Raw genomic sequence first — 17,950 nt, forward strand, 5'->3', positions numbered from 1 at the left:
AATTGACGCACGGTTCGAAAGCCTATATTATCTCGTTCTCGTCGCACTGCCTCCCTGGTGCGAGCGAAAGTTTGGGAGACGTGGCCGAGAGGTCGAAGGCACTCCCCTGCTAAGGGAGCATCTGGGCCAAAACCTGGATCGAGGGTTCGAATCCCTCCGTCTCCGCCAAAAGCGGTGACAAAGCCCCGCAAGTTCTCGGACTTGCGGGGCTTTTTCTTTTTCGCGCTTCGTTTCCGATTCGCTCCGATCCGCCGCTCGGCGTCGCGCTTCGTCCGGACAGCCAATCAATGCTGGACTTCAGCGATGCCGATGCGCTAAATACGCGTATCGCCTCGCACGGCTGACGTCGGAGTTTCGGCACGCATGCATTCCGTCCTGACCATCGTTTCGCGCCGGCCTGTCGACGGGCTCGTCGCGAACCACGCGTGCTACGCGCACGAGCAGGGCTACCGGCATGCGGTCGTCGACGGCACGCACGTGTACGGCGAGCGCCAGCAGGTGCTGCACAAGTATCACGCGATCATCGCGCAGCTCGTCGCGATGGAGGAGGGCGCGCTGCTGCTCGTGCTCGATCCGTTCTCGGTCGTGTTCGGCCGGCACGCGCTTCCCGACGTCGCGGATGGTTACGATGCGATCGTCACGACGCAGACGCCGAAGTCCCCGTTGCCCGCGGCGAGCGGCATGATCTTTCGCAACGTGCCCGACGTGCGCGAGCGCTTGCGCACGCTGGCGGTCGAACTGGGCAAGTGGGCGATGCGCGTGCCTGAGCGGCACCACGACTGCGAGGCGACGCTGCTCGCCGAGCACTTCCCGCCGCTGCCGTTCGACCGGCCGCTTGCGAACGGCCATTACGCTTGCGCGCCGATGCGTGAACGGGTCGACCGCATCTGCGCGCGCATCGAGAGTTTCGACGACCGGTCGTCGGTCTACGCGAGCGGCGGCGACCAGCAGGCGATCTACGTCGAGTTGCTGCACGCGGGCATGATCGACGCGCGCTACGTCGTCGATGCGATGTCGCTCGCTTGCTCGCCGGTCTATGCGACGCGCGATAGCCGCTTCGTTCATTTTCCTGCGCAGCACAACCACTATCGCGCGGTCGCGATGCGCGTGTGGGACAGGCTGAGTCACCGGCGCTGACGAACGTGCTGCGGGCGGCCGACGCGCATCCCGAGCTGAATGATCGGCATTCGTTGAAATAAAAACGAAAGCATCGGCGTAAGGAGCGGCGCGTGCACCGCCATCGCTCCCTTTATTTTGCACTTGCGCGTCGCAACGGAGTCGTTTCGTCAAAAATGCGGCGTCGCGTCGATTCGGACCACTGGTGCCGCTCAGCAATACAAAAAATTACGCATAAAAATCAGGCGCCTATCGAATTGACGCGAAACACCGCGCTGCTGCGCTGCAAAAAATATTCAACCACCGTATGCTGGTTAACCCGATAGCGCTTGAGCGGCGTCAAGCTTCGTCCTGATTCCGCTTTACATTTTGCCAACATTGGCGATCCGCGAAATCTATCTGTCGATTTGATTTCGTTCCCTTCGTCACGCCTGCTTCCCGATGCAGCGCGCGACCTTCTCAAGGCCTGTTGACATGCAACACTTCCCCTTTCTGAGCCTGGCGATCTGGGCTCCGATCCTGTTCGGTGCGTGCCTGCTGCGCGCCGGTTCCGACCGTCATCCGCACCGCACGAGACTGCTCGCGCTCGTCGGTGCGCTGGCCGGGCTCGCTGCCGTCGTGCCGCTCGTCGCCGGCTTCGATGCGCATTCGGCCGCGATGCAGTTCGTGGAAACGCGCGACTGGCTGGCCGCGTTCAATGCCGGCTGGCGCGTCGGGATCGACGGCGCGTCGCTATGGCTCGTCGTGCTGACGGCGTTCACGACGCTGGTCGTCGTGATCGCGTCGTGGGAATCGGTGACGGTGCGCGTCGCGCAGTACTACGCATCGTTCCTGATCTTGTCGGGGCTGATGGTCGGCGTGTTCGCCGCGCAGGACGGGCTGCTGTTCTTCATCTTCTTCGAGGCGACGCTGATTCCGCTGTACCTGCTGATCGGCACGTGGGGCACGGAGCATCGCGTGTACGCGGCCGTGAAGTTCTTCTTCATCTCGTTCGCGGGTTCGCTGCTGCTGCTGATGGCGATGCTGTACCTGTTCGCGAAGTCGCATACGTTCGACATGAACGCATGGCGCACGCTGCAGCTCGGCTTCGCGCCGCAACTGCTGGTGTTCCTCGGCTTCTTCGCCGCGTTCGCGGTCAAGGTGCCGATGTGGCCGGTCCACACGTGGCTGCGCGACGTGTATACGGACGGCCCGACCGGCGCCGCGCTGATGCTCGCGATGCTCAAGCTCGGCGGCTACGGCTTCCTGCGCTTCGCGTTGCCGATCACGCCGGACGCGAGCCACTTCTTCGCGCCGGCGGTGATCGCGCTGTCGCTGTTCGCGATCGTCTATGCGAGCCTGATCGCGCTCGCGCAAACGGACCTCGGCAAGCTGCTCGCGTATTCGACGGTCGCGCACATGGGGATCGTGACGCTCGGGCTGTTCCTGTTCAACCGGATCGGCGTCGAAGGCGCGATCGTGCAACTCGTGTCGTACGGCTTCGTCGCGGGCGCGATGCTGCTGTGCGTGAGCGTGCTCGTCGATCGCACGAAGCAGCGCGAGATTGCCGCATATGGCGGCGTGGCGGGCGTGATGCCGCGCTTCGCGACGTTTGCGGTGCTGTTCGCGATGGCCAACGTCGGCCTGCCGGGCACGTCGGGCTTCGTCGGCGAGTTCATGGTCATCATGGGCGCGATCCGCGTGAACTTCTGGATCGGCGCGATCGCGGCGCTCACGCTGATCCTCAGCGCGTCGTACACGCTGTGGATGATCAAGCGCGTCGTGTTCGGCAAGGTCGCGAGCGCGCACGTTGCGAAGCTCGCCGATCTCAGCCGCCGCGAGATCGTGATGTTCGCGTCGCTCGCGCTGATCGTGCTGATGGTCGGCGTCGATCCGAAGCCGTTTACCGACGCGATCGATCCGACCGTCGGGCGGCTGATCCAGGACGCGAGCCGCTCGAAGGTGCCGGCCGGCGACGGCGGCGCACCCGCGCAACCGGCGTACATGGCATCGGTGCACGGCTGAGCGCATGACACCGTGCAGACAGTCCGCATCGCGCGCCGATGCGGGCTGTCGTTGCGCGCACATCGATCCGGCGACGGCCGAGCTCCGGCCGGCCGGCGGCCATCTTCCGCCCGCGTGAAATTGCCCCGCGACAATCTGTCTCACAACAGATTTTGCAATGATGATTTGCCGCATCCGCCGGTTTTTCATCGCGCTCGCGCGACGTATGATTCGCCCACTTTCGTGGATCGGATGCGCATCGGGCATACGCAACGGATTCAATGACCCTCGGGCTGTGTGATGAAAAGAAGAGCTTCAAAAGGCTGGACGGCGCTGATGTCGATCGGCGCGGCATTGAGCCTGTCAGGCTGTAATTTAGATGTACTAAATCCGAAAGGAAGCGTCGGGGCCGCCGAGAAGGCGCTGATCGCGACGTCGACATGGGCGATGCTGATCGTCGTCGTGCCGGTGATCCTGCTCACGCTGTGGTTCGCGTGGCGTTACCGCGCGTCGAACCGCAACGCGGCCTACGCGCCGAACTGGTCGCACTCGACCGCGATCGAGGTCGTGATCTGGACGGTGCCGACACTCATCATCCTGTTCCTCGGCGTGCTCACGTGGAAAACCACGCACGAGCTCGATCCGTACAAGCCGCTCGAGTCGTCGGTGAAGCCGATCGACGTCGAAGTCGTCGCGCTCGACTGGAAATGGCTGTTCATCTATCCGGAGCTCGGCATCGCGTCGGTGAACCAGCTCGCGATTCCGGTCGGCACGCCGGTGAATTTCCGCATCACGTCGGATTCGGTGATGAACTCGTTCTTCATCCCGCAGCTCGGCGGCCAGGTCTACGCGATGGCCGGCATGCAGACGCGCCTGCACCTGATCGCCGACGAAGCCGGCGACTACGCGGGCACGTCCGCAAACTTCAGCGGCCGCGGCTTTTCCGACATGAAGTTCCGCACGCTCGCCGAGCCGCGCGAGCAGTTCGACGCGTGGGTGCAGAAGGTGAAGGCGTCGCCGGAGCGGCTCGACGCGACCGTGTACGGCACCGTCGCGCAGCCCAGCGAGAAGGCGCCGGTGCGCTACTTCTCGTCGGTCGATCCGCGGCTCTTCCACAACATCATCGCGAAATACAACGACGGCCACGTCCTCGATCTGAAGGACGCCGCCTGCGGCACGAAGGGGTAACGCATGTTCGGCAAACTCACACTATCGGCGATCCCGTTCGATCAGCCCATCATCATGGGGGCGGGCGCCTTCATGGGGCTCGTCGTGCTGGGCATTCTCGCCGCGCTGACGATCACCGGCCGCTGGAAGTGGCTGTGGACGGAATGGCTGACGACGGTCGACCACAAGAAACTCGGCGTGATGTACATCATCGTCGCGCTGATCATGCTGCTGCGCGGCTTCGCCGACGCGATCATGATGCGCATGCAGCTCGCGCTCGCGTACAACGCGCCCGGCTACCTGCCTCCGCACCACTATGACCAGATCTTCACGGCGCACGGCGTGATCATGATCTTCTTCATGGCGATGGTGTTCATGGTCGGCCTGATGAACCTCGTCGTGCCGCTGCAGATCGGCGCGCGCGACGTCGCGTTCCCGTTCATCAACTCGCTGTCGTTCTGGATGACGGCGGTCAGCGCGATCCTGATCAACGTGTCGCTCGTGATCGGCGAATTCGCGCAGACGGGCTGGCTCGCGTATCCGCCGCTGTCGGAGCTGCAGTACAGTCCGGGGGTAGGGGTCGACTACTACCTGTGGGCGTTGCAGATTTCGGGCGTCGGCACGCTGCTGACCGGCGTGAACTTCTTCGTGACGATCATCAAGATGCGCGCGCCGGGCATGACGCTGATGAAGATGCCGGTGTTCACGTGGACGGCGCTTTGCACGAACGTGCTGATCATGGCGTCGTTTCCGATCCTGACCGCGACGCTCGCGCTGCTCGGCCTCGACCGTTACCTCGGCATGCACTTCTTCACGAACGAAGCCGGCGGCAACGCGATGCTGTACCTGAACCTGATCTGGGCGTGGGGCCATCCGGAGGTGTACATCCTGATCCTGCCCGCGTTCGGGATCTTCTCGGAAGTGATCGCGACGTTCTCGAAGAAGCCGCTGTTCGGCTACAAGACGATGGTGTACGCGACCTGCGCGATCATGGTGCTGTCGTTCCTCGTGTGGCTGCATCATTTCTTCACGATGGGCTCCGGCGCGAACGTGAACGCGTTCTTCGGGATCATGACGATGATCATCGCGATCCCGACCGGCGTGAAGGTGTTCAACTGGCTGTTTACGATGTACCGCGGCCGGATCGAATTCACGACGCCCGTGCTGTGGACGATCGGCTTCATGGTCACGTTCACGCTCGGCGGCATGACCGGCGTGATGATGGCGATTCCGGGCGCGGACTTCGTGCTGCACAACAGCCTGTTCCTGATCGCGCACTTCCACAACGTGATCATCGGCGGCGTGCTGTTCGGCTATCTCGCGGGCTTCAACTACTGGTTCCCGAAGGCGTTCGGCTTCAAGCTGAACGAGAAGCTCGGCAAGGCCGCGTTCTGGTTCTGGCAGGTCGGCTTCTACGTCGCGTTCGTGCCGCTCTACGTGCTCGGCTTCATGGGCATGACGCGCCGCCTGAACCACTACGACAACCCGGCGTGGCATCCGTGGCTGCTGGTCGCCGCGTTCGGCGCCGTGCTGATCGCGATCGGCATCGCGTGCCAGCTGCTGCAGCTGGTCGTCAGCATCCGCAACCGGAACCTGCCCGCGTACCGCGATACCACGGGCGATCCGTGGGGCGGCCGCACGCTGGAATGGGCGACCTCGTCGCCGCCGGCCGACTACAACTTCGCGGTGATTCCGCAAGTACGTACGCTCGACGCGTACGCGGACATGAAGGCGCGCGGCGACGGCCGCCCGAACCCGGCGGCGATCCGCGACATCCACATGCCGTCGAATACGTGCGCGGGCCTGGTGGTCGCCGTCTTCAGCCTGGTGCTCGGCTTCGCGCTGGTGTGGCACATCTGGTGGATGGCGATCGGCGGGCTGGTGGGCATCGTCGCGACGCTCGTGGTCTACAGCTCGCGTGACAACGACGGCTACTACATCCCGGCGGCGAAGGTGCGCAAGATCGAAGAGAAGCAACCGGCGGCGCGCGTGGCCACGCGAGTCGATGACGTGGAACTGGAGGCCAACTGATGTTGCAGAAAACCTTGAGCGCAACCTTGCTCGAGCACGACGACCATCCGCCGTCGCATTCGGTGTTCGGCTTCTGGCTGTATCTGATGACCGACTGCGTGATCTTCGCGGCGCTGTTCGCGACGTTCGCGGTGCTCGGCAACCAGTACGCGGGCGGCCCGACCGCGAAGGACCTGTTCGACATTCCGGGCGTCGCGGTCGAAACCGCCGCGCTGCTGCTGTCGAGCATCACGTACGGCTTCGCGATGCTGGCCGCATACAAGCAGCGGCGCGGCGCGCTGCTCGCGTGGCTCGCGGTGACGTTCGTGCTCGGCGCGGCGTTCCTCGCGATGGAGCTGCGCGAGTTCTCGCACCTGATCGCGGAAGGCGCCGGCCCGCAGCGCAGCGCGTTCCTGTCGGCGTTCTTCACGCTCGTCGGCACGCACGGGCTGCACGTGACGGCAGGCCTCCTGTGGATGCTCGTGCTGGCCGGCCAGATCGTATTGCGCGGCGGCGACCTGACCGATCGCGACCTGCGCCGCCTGACGTGCCTGAGCCTCTTCTGGCACTTCCTCGACATCGTGTGGATCTGCGTGTTTTCCTTTGTCTATCTCGCGAGCGTGATCTAAATGGCCCATTCGCATTCGTCTCAACTCGAAGAAGGGCACGGCAGCGTCGGCGGCTATGTCGCCGGTTTCATCCTGTCGGTGCTGCTCACGGCCGCATCGTTCGGTCTGGTAATGGGCGGCGTGCTGTCACCGCACGCGTCGCTGATCGCGCTCGCCGCGCTGGCATTCGTGCAGATCGTCGTGCACCTGGTGTACTTCCTGCACATGAATGGTTCGTCCGGCCAGCGCTGGAACGTGATGGCGTTCAGCTACACGGTGCTCACGGCGGCGATCCTGATCGTCGGCACGTTGTGGGTGATGCACAATGTCAGCATGAACATGATGTCGCGCTGAGCGGCATCGCGGCGCTGCGCGCCGGCTACGAAGAAGCGGCACGCGTGTGCCGCTTTTTTTCGCCTGCCGAAAGCCGAAAGCCGGTGGCCGGTGGCCGGTGGCCGCGTCGTGTCATTCCGGGAGCGACACCGGCGTCCACCGGAAGCAGTATGATTCCGCGCGGCGAGCGCGCATCAGCGGCGCATCCGGCGCAGGAACGGCGCAACAGGAGCGCAAGCCGCACGCACGCGCAGGAGAGCTGGACAGGCCGCGACCGGCGCTGCGGATCGCCAATTGTTACAAGACGTTAGCCGGCGGTTTCGGTCGCGATGCCGCGCATCAGTTCTTACAAACTTGAAATATGCGGGGCCAGCGCCAGCCGTTATAGTCGAATCACACATGAAACAACTCGAAGAGGAATCCATGAAGACTTTGCGTGTTGCCTCGCTCTTGACCGGTGTGACGGCCTTGCTCGTGTCGGGCGCAGCAATGGCGGGAGTCAATGTCGGGATCAACGTCGGCGTGCCGGCGCCGGTCTACGTCGCACCCGCGCCCGTGTATGCGCCGCCGCCTCCGCCGGTCGTCTACCAGCCGGCGCCTGTGTACGCACCGGCGCCCGTATATGCGCCGGCACCGGCGATCGTGATCGGCTGGCACGGCGACCGATACTGGGACGGCCGCCGCTACTGGGCCCGCGAAGAGTGGTATCGCCATCATGGCCGCGGCTGGGATCGTGGTCATGGTCACTGGGATAACGGCCGCCACAACGGCTGGCGTTGATTGCGTCGCGGCGCACGCGCGATGCGTGCACGCACTAGAAGAAAAACCGCCTGCGTGGCGGTTTTTCATTTACGCGCGCAGTGTGCGCACGTCGGCGCGACGCGCCGGCGCCACGCATGAAAACCCGCGGTCTGGCTCGGCGTCGAATTGAATGGGTAGAATCGACCCTCGTTCCATCCAACAATCGACCGACAGGGCCTCTATGACGAAGGGTTCGCCCCGGGCCGCGGCCGCACGCATCCGCTTCGGCGCCGCGCAAGCGGCACGGGCCGCCGGCCGCACGGCGGCAGCATGGGCAATACAGGCGGTGCTGGCCGCAACGGCCGCACACGCGGCGTATGCGATCGCGCAATACGGCGAGCCGAAATATCCGCCGGGTTTCAAGCATTTCGACTACGTGAACCCGAACGCGCCGAAGGGCGGCACGCTCGTGCTCGCGAACCCGAGCCGGCTGACGTCGTTCGACAAGTTCAATCCGTTCACGATGCGCGGCAACCCCGCGCCGGGCATCGACATGCTGTTCGAGAGCCTCGCAACCGGCAGCCTGGACGAGCCCGCGTCCGCGTACGGATTGCTTGCCGACGACATCGACATCGCGCCGGACCGCCGCTCGGTCACGTTCCATCTGAACCCGCGCGCGCGCTTCTCGAACGGCGATCGCGTCACGGCCGACGACGTCAAGTTCTCGTTCGACACGCTCAAGAGCAAGCAAGCCGCGCCGCAGTTCGGCGCGTACTTCGCCGAAATCACGAAGGCCGTGGTCGTCGATCCGGCGACCGTACGCTTCGAATTCCACAGCGCGAACCGCGAGTTGCCGCTGATCGCCGGCGGCGTGCCGGTGTTCTCGCGCAAGTGGGGGCTGCGCGCCGACGGCTCGCGCATCCCGTTCGACCAGCTCGCGTTCGAGCAGCCGATCGGCAGCGGCCCGTACGTGATCGACCATTACGACAACGGCCGCACGATCACGTACCGGCGCAACGCCGCGTATTGGGGCGCCGATCTGCCGGTGCGGGTCGGCACCCACAACTTCGAGCGCATCGTCTACAAGCTGTACGGCGACGGCGTCGCGCGGCTCGAAGCGTTCAAGGCCGGCGAATACGACGTGCTGGTCGAATACGTCGCGCGCAACTGGGCGCGGCGCGACGTCGGCAAGCGCTTCGACAGCGGCGAGCTCGTCAAGCGCGAATTCCGCCAGCACAACGGCGCCGGCATGCAGGGCTTTTTCATGAACCTGCGCCGGCCGCTGTTTCGCGACGTGCGCGTGCGCCAGGCGCTCGACCTCGCGTTCGACTTCGAATGGCTGAACCGGCAGCTGTTCTACAGTGCCTACACGCGCCTCAACAGTTATTTTGCCGACACCGACCTGCAGGCGACCGGCACGCCGGGCCCGGGCGAACTGAAGCTGCTCGAACCGCTGCGCGCGCAGCTCGACCCGGCCGCGTTCGGCCCGATGGTCACGCAACCGAGCACGAATCCGCCGGGCTCGCTGCGCGCGAATCTGCTGAAGGCTCGCGCGCTGCTCGCGCAGGCCGGCTGGACCTATCGCGACGGCGCGCTGCGCAACGCACACGGAGAGCCGTTCACGTTCGAGATCCTCGACGATTCCGGCGGATCGATGCAGGGCGTCGTGACCGCCTATCAGCGCAATCTCGCGAAGCTCGGCATCGACGCGCGCTTTCGCACGGCCGATTTCGCGCTGCTGCAGAAGCGGCTCGACGCGTTCGACTACGACATGACGACGATCCGCCTGCCGGGTGTACAGGTGCCGGGCGCCGAGCAATACTCGCGCTACGCGAGCAGGTTCGCGGACGAACCGGGCTCCGACAACCTGATCGGTCTGAAGTCGCCGGCGGTCGACACGCTGCTGCACGCGCTCGGCACCGCGCAGACGCGCGAAGAACTGCTCGACGCGACGCATGCGCTCGATCGCGTGCTGATGCACGGCTACTACGCGGTGCCGCAGTGGTACAGCACGACGCACCGGATCGCGTACAAGCGCACGCTTGCCTATCCGCAGACGCTGCCGCTGTACTATTCGGCCGAGGGCTGGGTCGTATCGACCTGGTGGGCCAAGCCCGATCACTGAAGCCTGCCGGCCCTTCGTTCAACCCAGCCTGACGATCGCGAGTCGACGCCTTATGTGGAGCTACATCCTCAAACGCCTGCTGCTGATGATCCCGACGCTCGTTGGCGTGCTCACGCTCACGTTCGCCGTGATCCAGTTCGTGCCGGGCGGCCCCGTCGAGCAGGCCGTGCAGGAGCTGCGCAAGGGCGCGACGGAGCAGGGCGCGACGCCGTTCGGGATGCGCGCGCATACGGGCGTCGACGCGCAGCAGCTCGCGCAGCTCAAGGCGCTGTACGGCTTCGACAAGCCGCCGCTCGAACGCTACTGGCTGATGCTGAAGCGCTTCGCGCGCTTCGATCTCGGCGAAAGCTACTTCCGCCATCAGAGCGTGTGGTCGCTGATCGTGCAGAAGCTGCCGGTGTCGATCAGCATCGGGCTGTGGACGTTCTTCGTCACCTACCTGATCTCGGTGCCGCTCGGCATCGCGAAGGCCGTGCGCAACGGTTCGCCGTTCGACGTCGCGACGAGCCTCGTCGTGCTGGTCGGCTATGCGATTCCCGGCTTCGTGCTCGGCGTGCTGCTGCTGGTGCTGTTCGGCGGCGGCTCGTTCTGGCAACTGTTCCCGCTGCGCGGACTCACGTCGGACAACTTCGCGCAGCTGTCGCTCGCCGGCAAGGTGCTCGACTACCTGTGGCACATCGCGCTGCCGATCACCGCGTCGGTCGTCGGCAGCTTCGCGGTCGTCACGATGCTCACGAAGAACGCGTTCCTCGACGAAATCCGCAAGCAATACGTGCTGACTGCGCGCGCAAAAGGGCTCGCCGAGCGCACCGTGCTGTGGAAGCACGTGTTCCGCAACGCGATGCTGCCGCTGATCGTCGGGTTCCCGGCCGCGTTCATCGGCGCGTTCTTCACCGGCAGCCTGCTGATCGAGACGCTGTTCTCGCTCGATGGCCTCGGGCTGCTGTCGTACGAGTCGGTCGTGCGGCGCGACTATCCGGTCGTGCTCGGCACGCTGTATCTGTTCACGCTGATCGGGCTCGCGACGAAACTGATCTCCGACCTCTGCTACGTGTGGGTCGACCCGCGCATTCAATTCGACAACCTGGAGCGCTGACATGAAACCGTCCGTTCGCACGCCGTTCGCCGGCGCGTCCATCTGCATGCCCGCGTCCGCCGGGCGAGGTGCGCGATGAACCGGGCCGTCGTGTCGTCCCGCATCGACGCCGCGCGCGCGCGCGTGTCGCCGTCGCCCGCACGCCGCGTGTGGCAACGCTTTCGTCAGCAGCGCGTCGGCTACTGGAGCTTCGTGATCTTCGTCGTCGCATTCGCCGCGAGCCTCGCGGCGCCGCTGTGGTCGAACGACAAGCCGCTCGTCGTGCGCTACGACGGCCAATACTATTTCCCGATGTTCCATGCGTACCCGGAGACGACCTTCGGCGGCGACTTCCCGACGCCGGCCGACTATCTCGATCCGTACGTGCGCAAGCGGCTCGACGCGCCGGGAAACTTCGTCGTCTACCCGCCGAACCGCTATTACTACGACACGCTGAACTACTTCTCCGACGTGCCGAACCCGGCGCCGCCGTCGCGCGCGAACTGGCTCGGCACCGACGCGCAAGGGCGCGACCTGCTCGCGCGGCTCGTGTACGGGTTCCGCGTGTCGGTCGAGTTCGGCTTGATCCTGACCGCAATCGGCACGCTGCTCGGAATCGCCGCGGGCGCGGTGCAGGGCTTCTTCGGCGGGCGCATCGACATCGTCGGGCAGCGGCTGATCGAGATCTGGAGCTCGCTGCCCGAGCTGTACCTGCTGATCATCTTCGCGTCGATCTTCGAGCCGAGCTTCCTGCTGCTGATCGTGCTGCTGTCGCTGTTCGGCTGGATCGGCCTCGCCGACTACGTGCGCGCCGAGTTCCTGCGCAACCGCACGCAGGACTACGTGCGCGCGGCCCGCGCGATGGGGCTCACGAACTGGCAGATCATCTGGCGCCACGTGCTGCCGAACAGCCTGACGCCCGTGATCACGTTCCTGCCGTTCCGGATGAGCGGCGCGATCCTCGCGCTCACGAGCCTCGACTTTCTCGGGCTCGGTGTGCCGCCGCCGACGCCGAGCCTCGGCGAGCTGCTCGCGCAGGGCAAGGGCAACCTCGACGCATGGTGGATCTCGCTGTCGACGTTCGGCGTGCTGGTCGCGACGCTGCTGCTGCTGACGTTCATGGGCGACGCGCTGCGCAACGCGCTCGATACGCGGATCGCCGACTCGGTGCGTGCGGCGGGAGGGCAGCGATGAGCGACACGGTCGTATTAGACGCGGGCGAACCGCTGCTGTCGCTCGAGCATCTGCACGTGCGCTTCGGCGACACGGTGGCCGTCGACGACGTGACGCTCGCGATCGGTCGCGGCGAGCGCGTGGCGCTCGTCGGCGAGTCGGGGTCGGGCAAGAGCGTGACCGCGCTGTCGGTCCTGCGGCTGCTGCGCGACGCCGACGTCAGCGGCACGATCCGCTTCGCCGGGCACGACCTCGCCGGCAAGAGCGAGCGCGAGATGCGCGGGCTGCGCGGCTCGGACATCGCGATGATTTTCCAGGAGCCGATGACCGCGCTGAACCCGCTCTATACGATCGGCGCGCAGATCGGCGAGACGATCGTGCTGCACGACGGCGTGACGGCGGCCGAAGCACGCAAACGCGCGATCGCGCTGCTTGCGCGCACCGGGATCGCCGAGCCGGAGAAGCGCGTCGACAGCTATCCACACCAGCTGTCGGGCGGCCAGCGCCAGCGCGCGATGATCGCGATGGCGCTCGCGTGCCGGCCGCGCCTGCTGCTCGCCGACGAGCCGACGACCGCGCTCGACGTGACGATCCGCGCGCAGATCGTCGACCTGCTGCTCGAATTGCAGCGCGAGGAGGCGGAAAAGCGCGGGATGGCGATCCTGCTGATCACGCACGATCTGAACCTCGTGCGGCACTTCGCGCAGCGCGTTGCGGTGATGGAACGCGGCAGGCTCGTCGAAAGCGGGCCGGTCGAGCGGATTTTCGCGGAGCCGGAGCATCCGTATACGCGGCGGCTCCTGAACAGCCGGCCGCAACGCGCGGTCGCGCCGGTGATGCCGATCGCACCCGTCGTGCTCGACGCGCGTCACGTCAGCGTGCAGTTCGCGCGCAGGCGGCCGGGCTTCGCCGGGTGGTTCGGCACGGCGCCGGTGACGGCGGTCGCGGACGTGTCGGTGTCGGTTCGGCAGGGCGAGACGCTCGGCATCGTCGGCGAATCCGGCTCCGGAAAGTCGACGCTCGCGATGGCGCTGCTCGGGCTCCAGAAGACGACGCACGGCGAGATCGAGTTCCAGGGACGCGCGCTGTCGGCCTATCGCGGCCGCGAGCAGACCGCGCTGCGCTCGAACATGCAGGTCGTCTTTCAGGATCCCTTCAGCTCGCTGTCGCCGCGTCACACGATCGAGCGGATCGTCGGCGAGGGGCTCGAGCTGCATCGCCCCGACCTGACGCCCGATGCGCGCCGTGCGAAGTCGCTGGCCGTGCTGCGCGAAGTCGGCCTCGACCGGACGGTGCTGCATCGCTATCCGCACGAATTCTCCGGCGGCCAGCGCCAGCGGATCGCGATCGCACGCGCGCTGGTGCTGGAACCGCGCATCCTGATCCTCGACGAACCAACGTCGGCGCTCGACGTGTCGATCCAGCAGCAGGTGCTGAAACTGCTCGCGAATTTGCAACAGAAATACAACCTTGGCTATGTATTCATCAGCCACGACCTGGAGGTGATCGGCGCGATGGCGCACCGCGTCGCGGTGATGCAGGGCGGGGCGATCGTGGAGTCCGGCGAGGTCGCCGACATCTTCGCGAGGCCGTCACATCCTTACACACAAAAGCTGTTGAAAGCGGTCTGGAAAGCGTGATAGGCGTCCAATGGTCTGACCATCTCGATTGTATTTTTTAATTTGTTTTGACAAACGATTACGCGCTGGCTAGTATCGACCGAAATTTTCCGCCAATCAGCTGATTTTTAAGCAAATTCCATTCGACCAATGCAGCATCGATCCCTGACCAAGGCATGCGCGCGCACCGTCGCCGGGCTCTTCATCGGCGCCCTGTTCGCAGCAGCTCCCGGCGCGTTCGCCGACGAAGTCAGCAGTTTCAACCAGAATGTCGCCAATTCGACTCAAATCGGGTCGGGTTCCTCCACTCAGCAGACCACCGCGCAGCCGTCGGGCGGCGGCGCGAAGTCGTTCCTCGCCGGCATGGCGGGCAAGGCCGGCGACGTCGTTGTCGGCGCGCTCAACATGATCGGCGTGCGCTATCGCTGGGGCGGCAACTCGCCGGATTCGGGCCTCGACTGCAGCGGCTTCGTCCGCTATGTGTTCCAGGACACGCTCGGCATGTCGCTGCCGCGTCGCGCTGAAGAGATGAGCCGCGTCGGCGAGAAGGTCAGCATGAACAACCTGAAGCCGGGCGACCTCGTGTTCTTCAACACGATGCGCCGCACGTTCTCGCACGTCGGCATCTACATCGGCGACAACAAGTTCGTGCATTCGCCGTCGACGGGCAGCACGATTCGCGTCGACGATCTCGACAGCGGCTATTGGGAAAAGCGGTTCACCGGCGCCCGCCGGCTCGAATCGGAATTTCCGATGAAGGCCGACGACCTGCGCCAGCGCGTGCGCGCGACGATCGGCGACGACGCGTCGAACGGCAGCAACTGACACGGGCCGGCGCTGCGCCGGATCGACGAAACCCTGTCACCGGAAGGCGGCAGGGTTTTTTGTTTTTTGGGGCATGAGAAAACGGTGCGACGGCGGGCGCCGCCGCCGCCGCGGGCCTCGACGCGCCGCAGTGCGTCCGCTTACGTGGCCACGCCGGCGCGAGCCGCCGCGAGCTTGCGCTGCAGTTCGGGCATGATGCGCGCGACCGCTTCCTCGCCTGCGAGGATCGCCGCGTTGCGCTGGTTGAAATCGCTGCCACCCATCGCCGCGAGGTTCGGGCGGATCACGACGTCCGCGTATTTGTCGAGCTCGTAGGTCTTGATCGTCTGGCCCATGATCGTGAAGGTCTGCAGCAGCATCTCGATCGGGTTGTTGGTTGCCGCGCCGTCCGGCCGCGACGAGATGTCGACCGCGATCACGAAGCTCGCGCCCATCCTGCGCGCGAACGACGCCGGCACCGGGCTCACGAGGCCGCCGTCGACGTACTCGCGGTTGCCGATCTTCACGGGCTCGAACACCGACGGCACGCTGCACGACGCGCGCACCGCCAGCCCGGTATTGCCCTGCTGAAACAGGATCGGCTGGCCGTTCTGCAGGTCGGTCGCGACGATGCCGAGCGGCTTGGCCATCTTCTCGATCGGCCGGTTGTTGAGCGCCTTGTTCAGGAAGTTCTGCAGCGCGACGCCCTGCAGCAGCCCGCGCGAGCGGAACGGCAGCGCCCAGTCGCTGATCGACGCCTGGTCCATGTCGAGCGCGATCTTGTTGATCTGCAGGCCGCTCATTCCCGACGCGTACAGTGCGCCGACCACCGAGCCCGCGCTCGTGCCCGCGACGATCTCGACCGGAATGCCGCGCGCTTCCAGCGCTTTCAGCACGCCGATGTGCGAAAAGCCGCGCGCGGCGCCGCCGCCGAGCGCGATGCCGATCTTCACGGGCTTCTCGTGCGATTGCGCGGAATTCGCGGCGTTGTCGGGGCGGGACTTGTCGCCGAACGACGTGCATGCGGCGAGGGTGGCGGACGCGCACGCGATCGTGAAGTGGCGGCGCGACAGGCGAGGGGACGACATCGAATGGTTCTCCGGCGGCTTGGCGGCGGGTCGTGCGGCCCGCGGCGGCGATAGGTTCCGAGCGGCCGAGCGGCGATGTCCGGGCGGCCGGCGCGGCGCCGGCTGGCGGCCGCGGCGCGCACATCATAAAGCAAGCGGCGCGCTTGGCGCGCAGACGGGCGCGAGTATAATTCCGGCTTCTTTCCCGTTCCGGGCGCGGCCGGCCCCGTTGCTGTCCGGGCTGTCGCCGTCGATCCCGCGTCGAATCATTCATGCGCCCCAGGCGTTCGAGTTACCGTTTATGACCCGTCCTGTCCGTACCCGCTTCGCGCCGAGTCCCACCGGCTTCATCCACCTCGGCAACATCCGCTCCGCGCTCTATCCGTGGGCGTTCGCGCGCAAGATGAAAGGCACGTTCGTGCTGCGTATCGAGGACACCGACGTCGAGCGTTCGTCGCAGGAAGCGGTCGACGCGATCCTCGAAGGGATGCAGTGGCTCGGGCTGGATTTCGACGAAGGTCCGATCTACCAGATGCAGCGGATGGATCGTTATCGCGAAGTGCTCGCGCAGATGCTCGAGCAGGGCCTCGCGTACCCGTGTTACATGTCGGCCGAGGAACTCGACGCGCTGCGCGAACGCCAGCGCGCGGCGGGCCTGAAGCCGCGCTACGACGGCACGTGGCGTCCGGAGCCGGGCAAGGTGTTGCCCGAGCCGCCGGCCGGCGTGAAGCCGGTGCTGCGTTTCCGCAACCCGCTGACCGGCACGGTCGTGTGGGACGATGCGGTGAAGGGGCGTGTCGAGATCTCGAACGAGGAGCTCGACGACCTCGTGATCGCGCGTCCGGACGGCACGCCGATCTACAACTTCTGCGTGGTCGTGGACGACATGGACATGAACATCACGCACGTGATCCGCGGCGACGACCACGTGAACAACACGCCGCGCCAGATCAACATCCTGCGCGCGCTCGGCGGCGAGCCGCCGGTCTATGCACACCTGCCGACCGTGCTGAACGAGCAGGGCGAGAAGATGAGCAAGCGGCACGGCGCGATGAGCGTGATGGCCTATCGCGACGCGGGCTTCCTGCCGGAGGCCGTCGTGAACTACCTCGCGCGTCTCGGGTGGTCGCACGGCGACGCCGAAATCTTCTCGCGCGAGCAGTTCGTCGAATGGTTCGACCTCGAGCATCTCGGCAAGTCGCCCGCGCAGTACGACCACAGCAAGCTGAGCTGGCTGAACGCGCACTACATCAAGGAAGCCGACAATGCGCGCCTCGCCGGGCTGGCGAAGCCGTTCCTCGAGGCGCTCGGCATCGACGACGCGGCGATCGCGACAGGTCCGGCGCTCGATGCGGTGGTCGGCCTGATGAAGGACCGTGCGACGACGGTCAAGGAGATCGCCGAAGGCGCCGCGATGTTCTACCGCGTGCCGGCGCCGGACGCCGACGCGCTCGCGCAGCACGTGACAGACGCGGTGCGCCCTGCGCTGGCCGATCTCGCCGCCGCGCTGAAGGCGGCCGACTGGACGAAGGAAGCCGTATCCGCCGCGCTGAAGGCGACCCTCGCGACGCACAAGCTGAAGATGCCGCAGCTCGCGATGCCGGTGCGCCTGCTGGTGGCGGGCACGACGCATACGCCGTCGATCGATGCGGTGCTCGTGCTGTTCGGTCGCGACGCGGTGGTGTCGCGTATCGAGGCCGCGCTGGCCTGAGATCGAGGTGCCGCGAAGCCGCTCGCGCGTGACGTCGCGGCGGCTTCGCAAAAAATTTCGCTCCAATCGCAAAAAGGGTATTTACAAGTTCAAATTCGGTCCATATAATCTCACTTCTGTTCTGCAAGGGGGTATAGCTCAGCTGGGAGAGCGCTTGCATGGCATGCAAGAGGTCAGCGGTTCGATCCCGCTTACCTCCACCATCAGAACAAAATGATTGATTTGCGAAGCAGTGGTGGTAGTAATAAATGCTTCACAAAATGATTTAAAGCAGTTAAGATTTCGGCCTTCGCTGTTGACGATGAGTGAATAGCGAAAGTCAGACAGATCTGAAAAGATCATGTCCCCTTCGTCTAGAGGCCTAGGACATCACCCTTTCACGGTGAGTACAGGGGTTCGAATCCCCTAGGGGACGCCA

Annotated in this window: 14 protein-coding genes and 3 tRNA genes; 16 read left to right on the top strand and 1 reads right to left on the bottom strand. The window is 65.4% G+C overall.

Features of this window, described 5'->3' with window-relative positions:
- Window positions 1-74 precede the first annotated feature (74 nt).
- The 13 genes from BSE24067_RS25650 (at window position 75) to BSE24067_RS25710 (ending at window position 14,775) form a co-directional block, all read left to right on the top strand.
- Window positions 75-168 (top strand) — tRNA-Ser (locus BSE24067_RS25650).
- A 195-nt stretch (window positions 169-363) separates the two neighbouring features.
- Complete coding sequence (locus BSE24067_RS25655; protein WP_151065658.1) at window positions 364-1,137, top strand: hypothetical protein; 774 nt, start codon at window positions 364-366, stop codon at window positions 1,135-1,137.
- Between the two features lie 453 nt (window positions 1,138-1,590).
- On the top strand, window positions 1,591-3,120 hold the full coding sequence (locus tag BSE24067_RS25660; RefSeq protein WP_151065657.1) for a complex I subunit 4 family protein: 1,530 nt from the start codon (window positions 1,591-1,593) through the stop codon (window positions 3,118-3,120).
- A 279-nt stretch (window positions 3,121-3,399) separates the two neighbouring features.
- The gene (gene cyoA, locus BSE24067_RS25665) at window positions 3,400-4,287 is read left to right on the top strand and encodes a ubiquinol oxidase subunit II (RefSeq protein WP_151065656.1); all 888 of its coding nucleotides are present in this window, start codon (window positions 3,400-3,402) and stop codon (window positions 4,285-4,287) included.
- 3 nt (window positions 4,288-4,290) lie between these two features.
- Window positions 4,291-6,297, top strand: coding sequence for a cytochrome o ubiquinol oxidase subunit I (gene cyoB, locus BSE24067_RS25670; RefSeq protein ID WP_151065655.1), 2,007 nt, complete (start codon window positions 4,291-4,293; stop codon window positions 6,295-6,297).
- Window positions 6,297-6,905 (top strand): cytochrome o ubiquinol oxidase subunit III, encoded by a 609-nt coding sequence (gene cyoC / locus BSE24067_RS25675; protein ID WP_151065654.1) that lies wholly within the window; start codon window positions 6,297-6,299, stop codon window positions 6,903-6,905. The genes cyoB and cyoC overlap by 1 nt, the downstream gene beginning before the upstream one ends.
- Window positions 6,906-7,238: a cytochrome o ubiquinol oxidase subunit IV gene (gene cyoD, locus BSE24067_RS25680; protein ID WP_006759069.1), complete on the top strand. Its 333-nt coding sequence runs from the start codon at window positions 6,906-6,908 to the stop codon at window positions 7,236-7,238.
- A 402-nt stretch (window positions 7,239-7,640) separates the two neighbouring features.
- Entirely contained in the window at window positions 7,641-7,997 is a 357-nt protein-coding gene (locus tag BSE24067_RS25685; RefSeq protein ID WP_151065653.1) for a hypothetical protein, read from the top strand.
- A 202-nt stretch (window positions 7,998-8,199) separates the two neighbouring features.
- Window positions 8,200-10,083, top strand: coding sequence for an extracellular solute-binding protein (locus BSE24067_RS25690; RefSeq protein WP_151065652.1), 1,884 nt, complete (start codon window positions 8,200-8,202; stop codon window positions 10,081-10,083).
- A gap of 52 nt (window positions 10,084-10,135) precedes the next feature.
- A complete protein-coding gene (locus BSE24067_RS25695; RefSeq protein ID WP_063549915.1) occupies window positions 10,136-11,179 on the top strand; it encodes a microcin C ABC transporter permease YejB in 1,044 nt (347 codons plus the stop codon).
- A gap of 75 nt (window positions 11,180-11,254) precedes the next feature.
- Complete coding sequence (locus BSE24067_RS25700; RefSeq protein WP_151065651.1) at window positions 11,255-12,352, top strand: ABC transporter permease; 1,098 nt, start codon at window positions 11,255-11,257, stop codon at window positions 12,350-12,352.
- Window positions 12,349-13,971 carry an ABC transporter ATP-binding protein gene (locus tag BSE24067_RS25705; RefSeq protein ID WP_151065650.1) on the top strand — a complete coding sequence of 541 codons (1,623 nt, stop codon included), beginning with the start codon at window positions 12,349-12,351 and terminating at the stop codon, window positions 13,969-13,971. Before BSE24067_RS25700 ends, BSE24067_RS25705 begins: the two co-directional genes overlap by 4 nt.
- 129 nt (window positions 13,972-14,100) lie before the next feature.
- Entirely contained in the window at window positions 14,101-14,775 is a 675-nt protein-coding gene (locus BSE24067_RS25710; RefSeq protein ID WP_151065649.1) for a C40 family peptidase, read from the top strand.
- 140 nt (window positions 14,776-14,915) lie between these two features.
- Here BSE24067_RS25710 and BSE24067_RS25715 read toward each other — a convergent pair whose 3' ends face one another.
- Window positions 14,916-15,842: a patatin-like phospholipase family protein gene (locus BSE24067_RS25715; protein WP_151065648.1), complete on the bottom strand. Its 927-nt coding sequence runs from the start codon at window positions 15,840-15,842 to the stop codon at window positions 14,916-14,918.
- A 280-nt stretch (window positions 15,843-16,122) separates the two neighbouring features.
- Here BSE24067_RS25715 and gltX point away from each other — a divergent pair, with 280 nt between their 5' ends.
- The 3 genes from gltX (at window position 16,123) to BSE24067_RS25730 (ending at window position 17,950) form a co-directional block, all read left to right on the top strand.
- Complete coding sequence (gene gltX / locus BSE24067_RS25720) at window positions 16,123-17,532, top strand: glutamate--tRNA ligase (protein WP_151065647.1); 1,410 nt, start codon at window positions 16,123-16,125, stop codon at window positions 17,530-17,532.
- Window positions 17,533-17,659: 127 nt separating this feature from the next.
- Window positions 17,660-17,735 (top strand) — tRNA-Ala (locus BSE24067_RS25725).
- Between the two features lie 139 nt (window positions 17,736-17,874).
- Window positions 17,875-17,950, top strand: a tRNA-Glu gene (locus tag BSE24067_RS25730).

Origin of the sequence: Burkholderia latens, assembly GCF_902499045.1 — a bacterium.
GTDB classification, from domain to species: Bacteria; Pseudomonadota; Gammaproteobacteria; order Burkholderiales; family Burkholderiaceae; genus Burkholderia; species Burkholderia latens.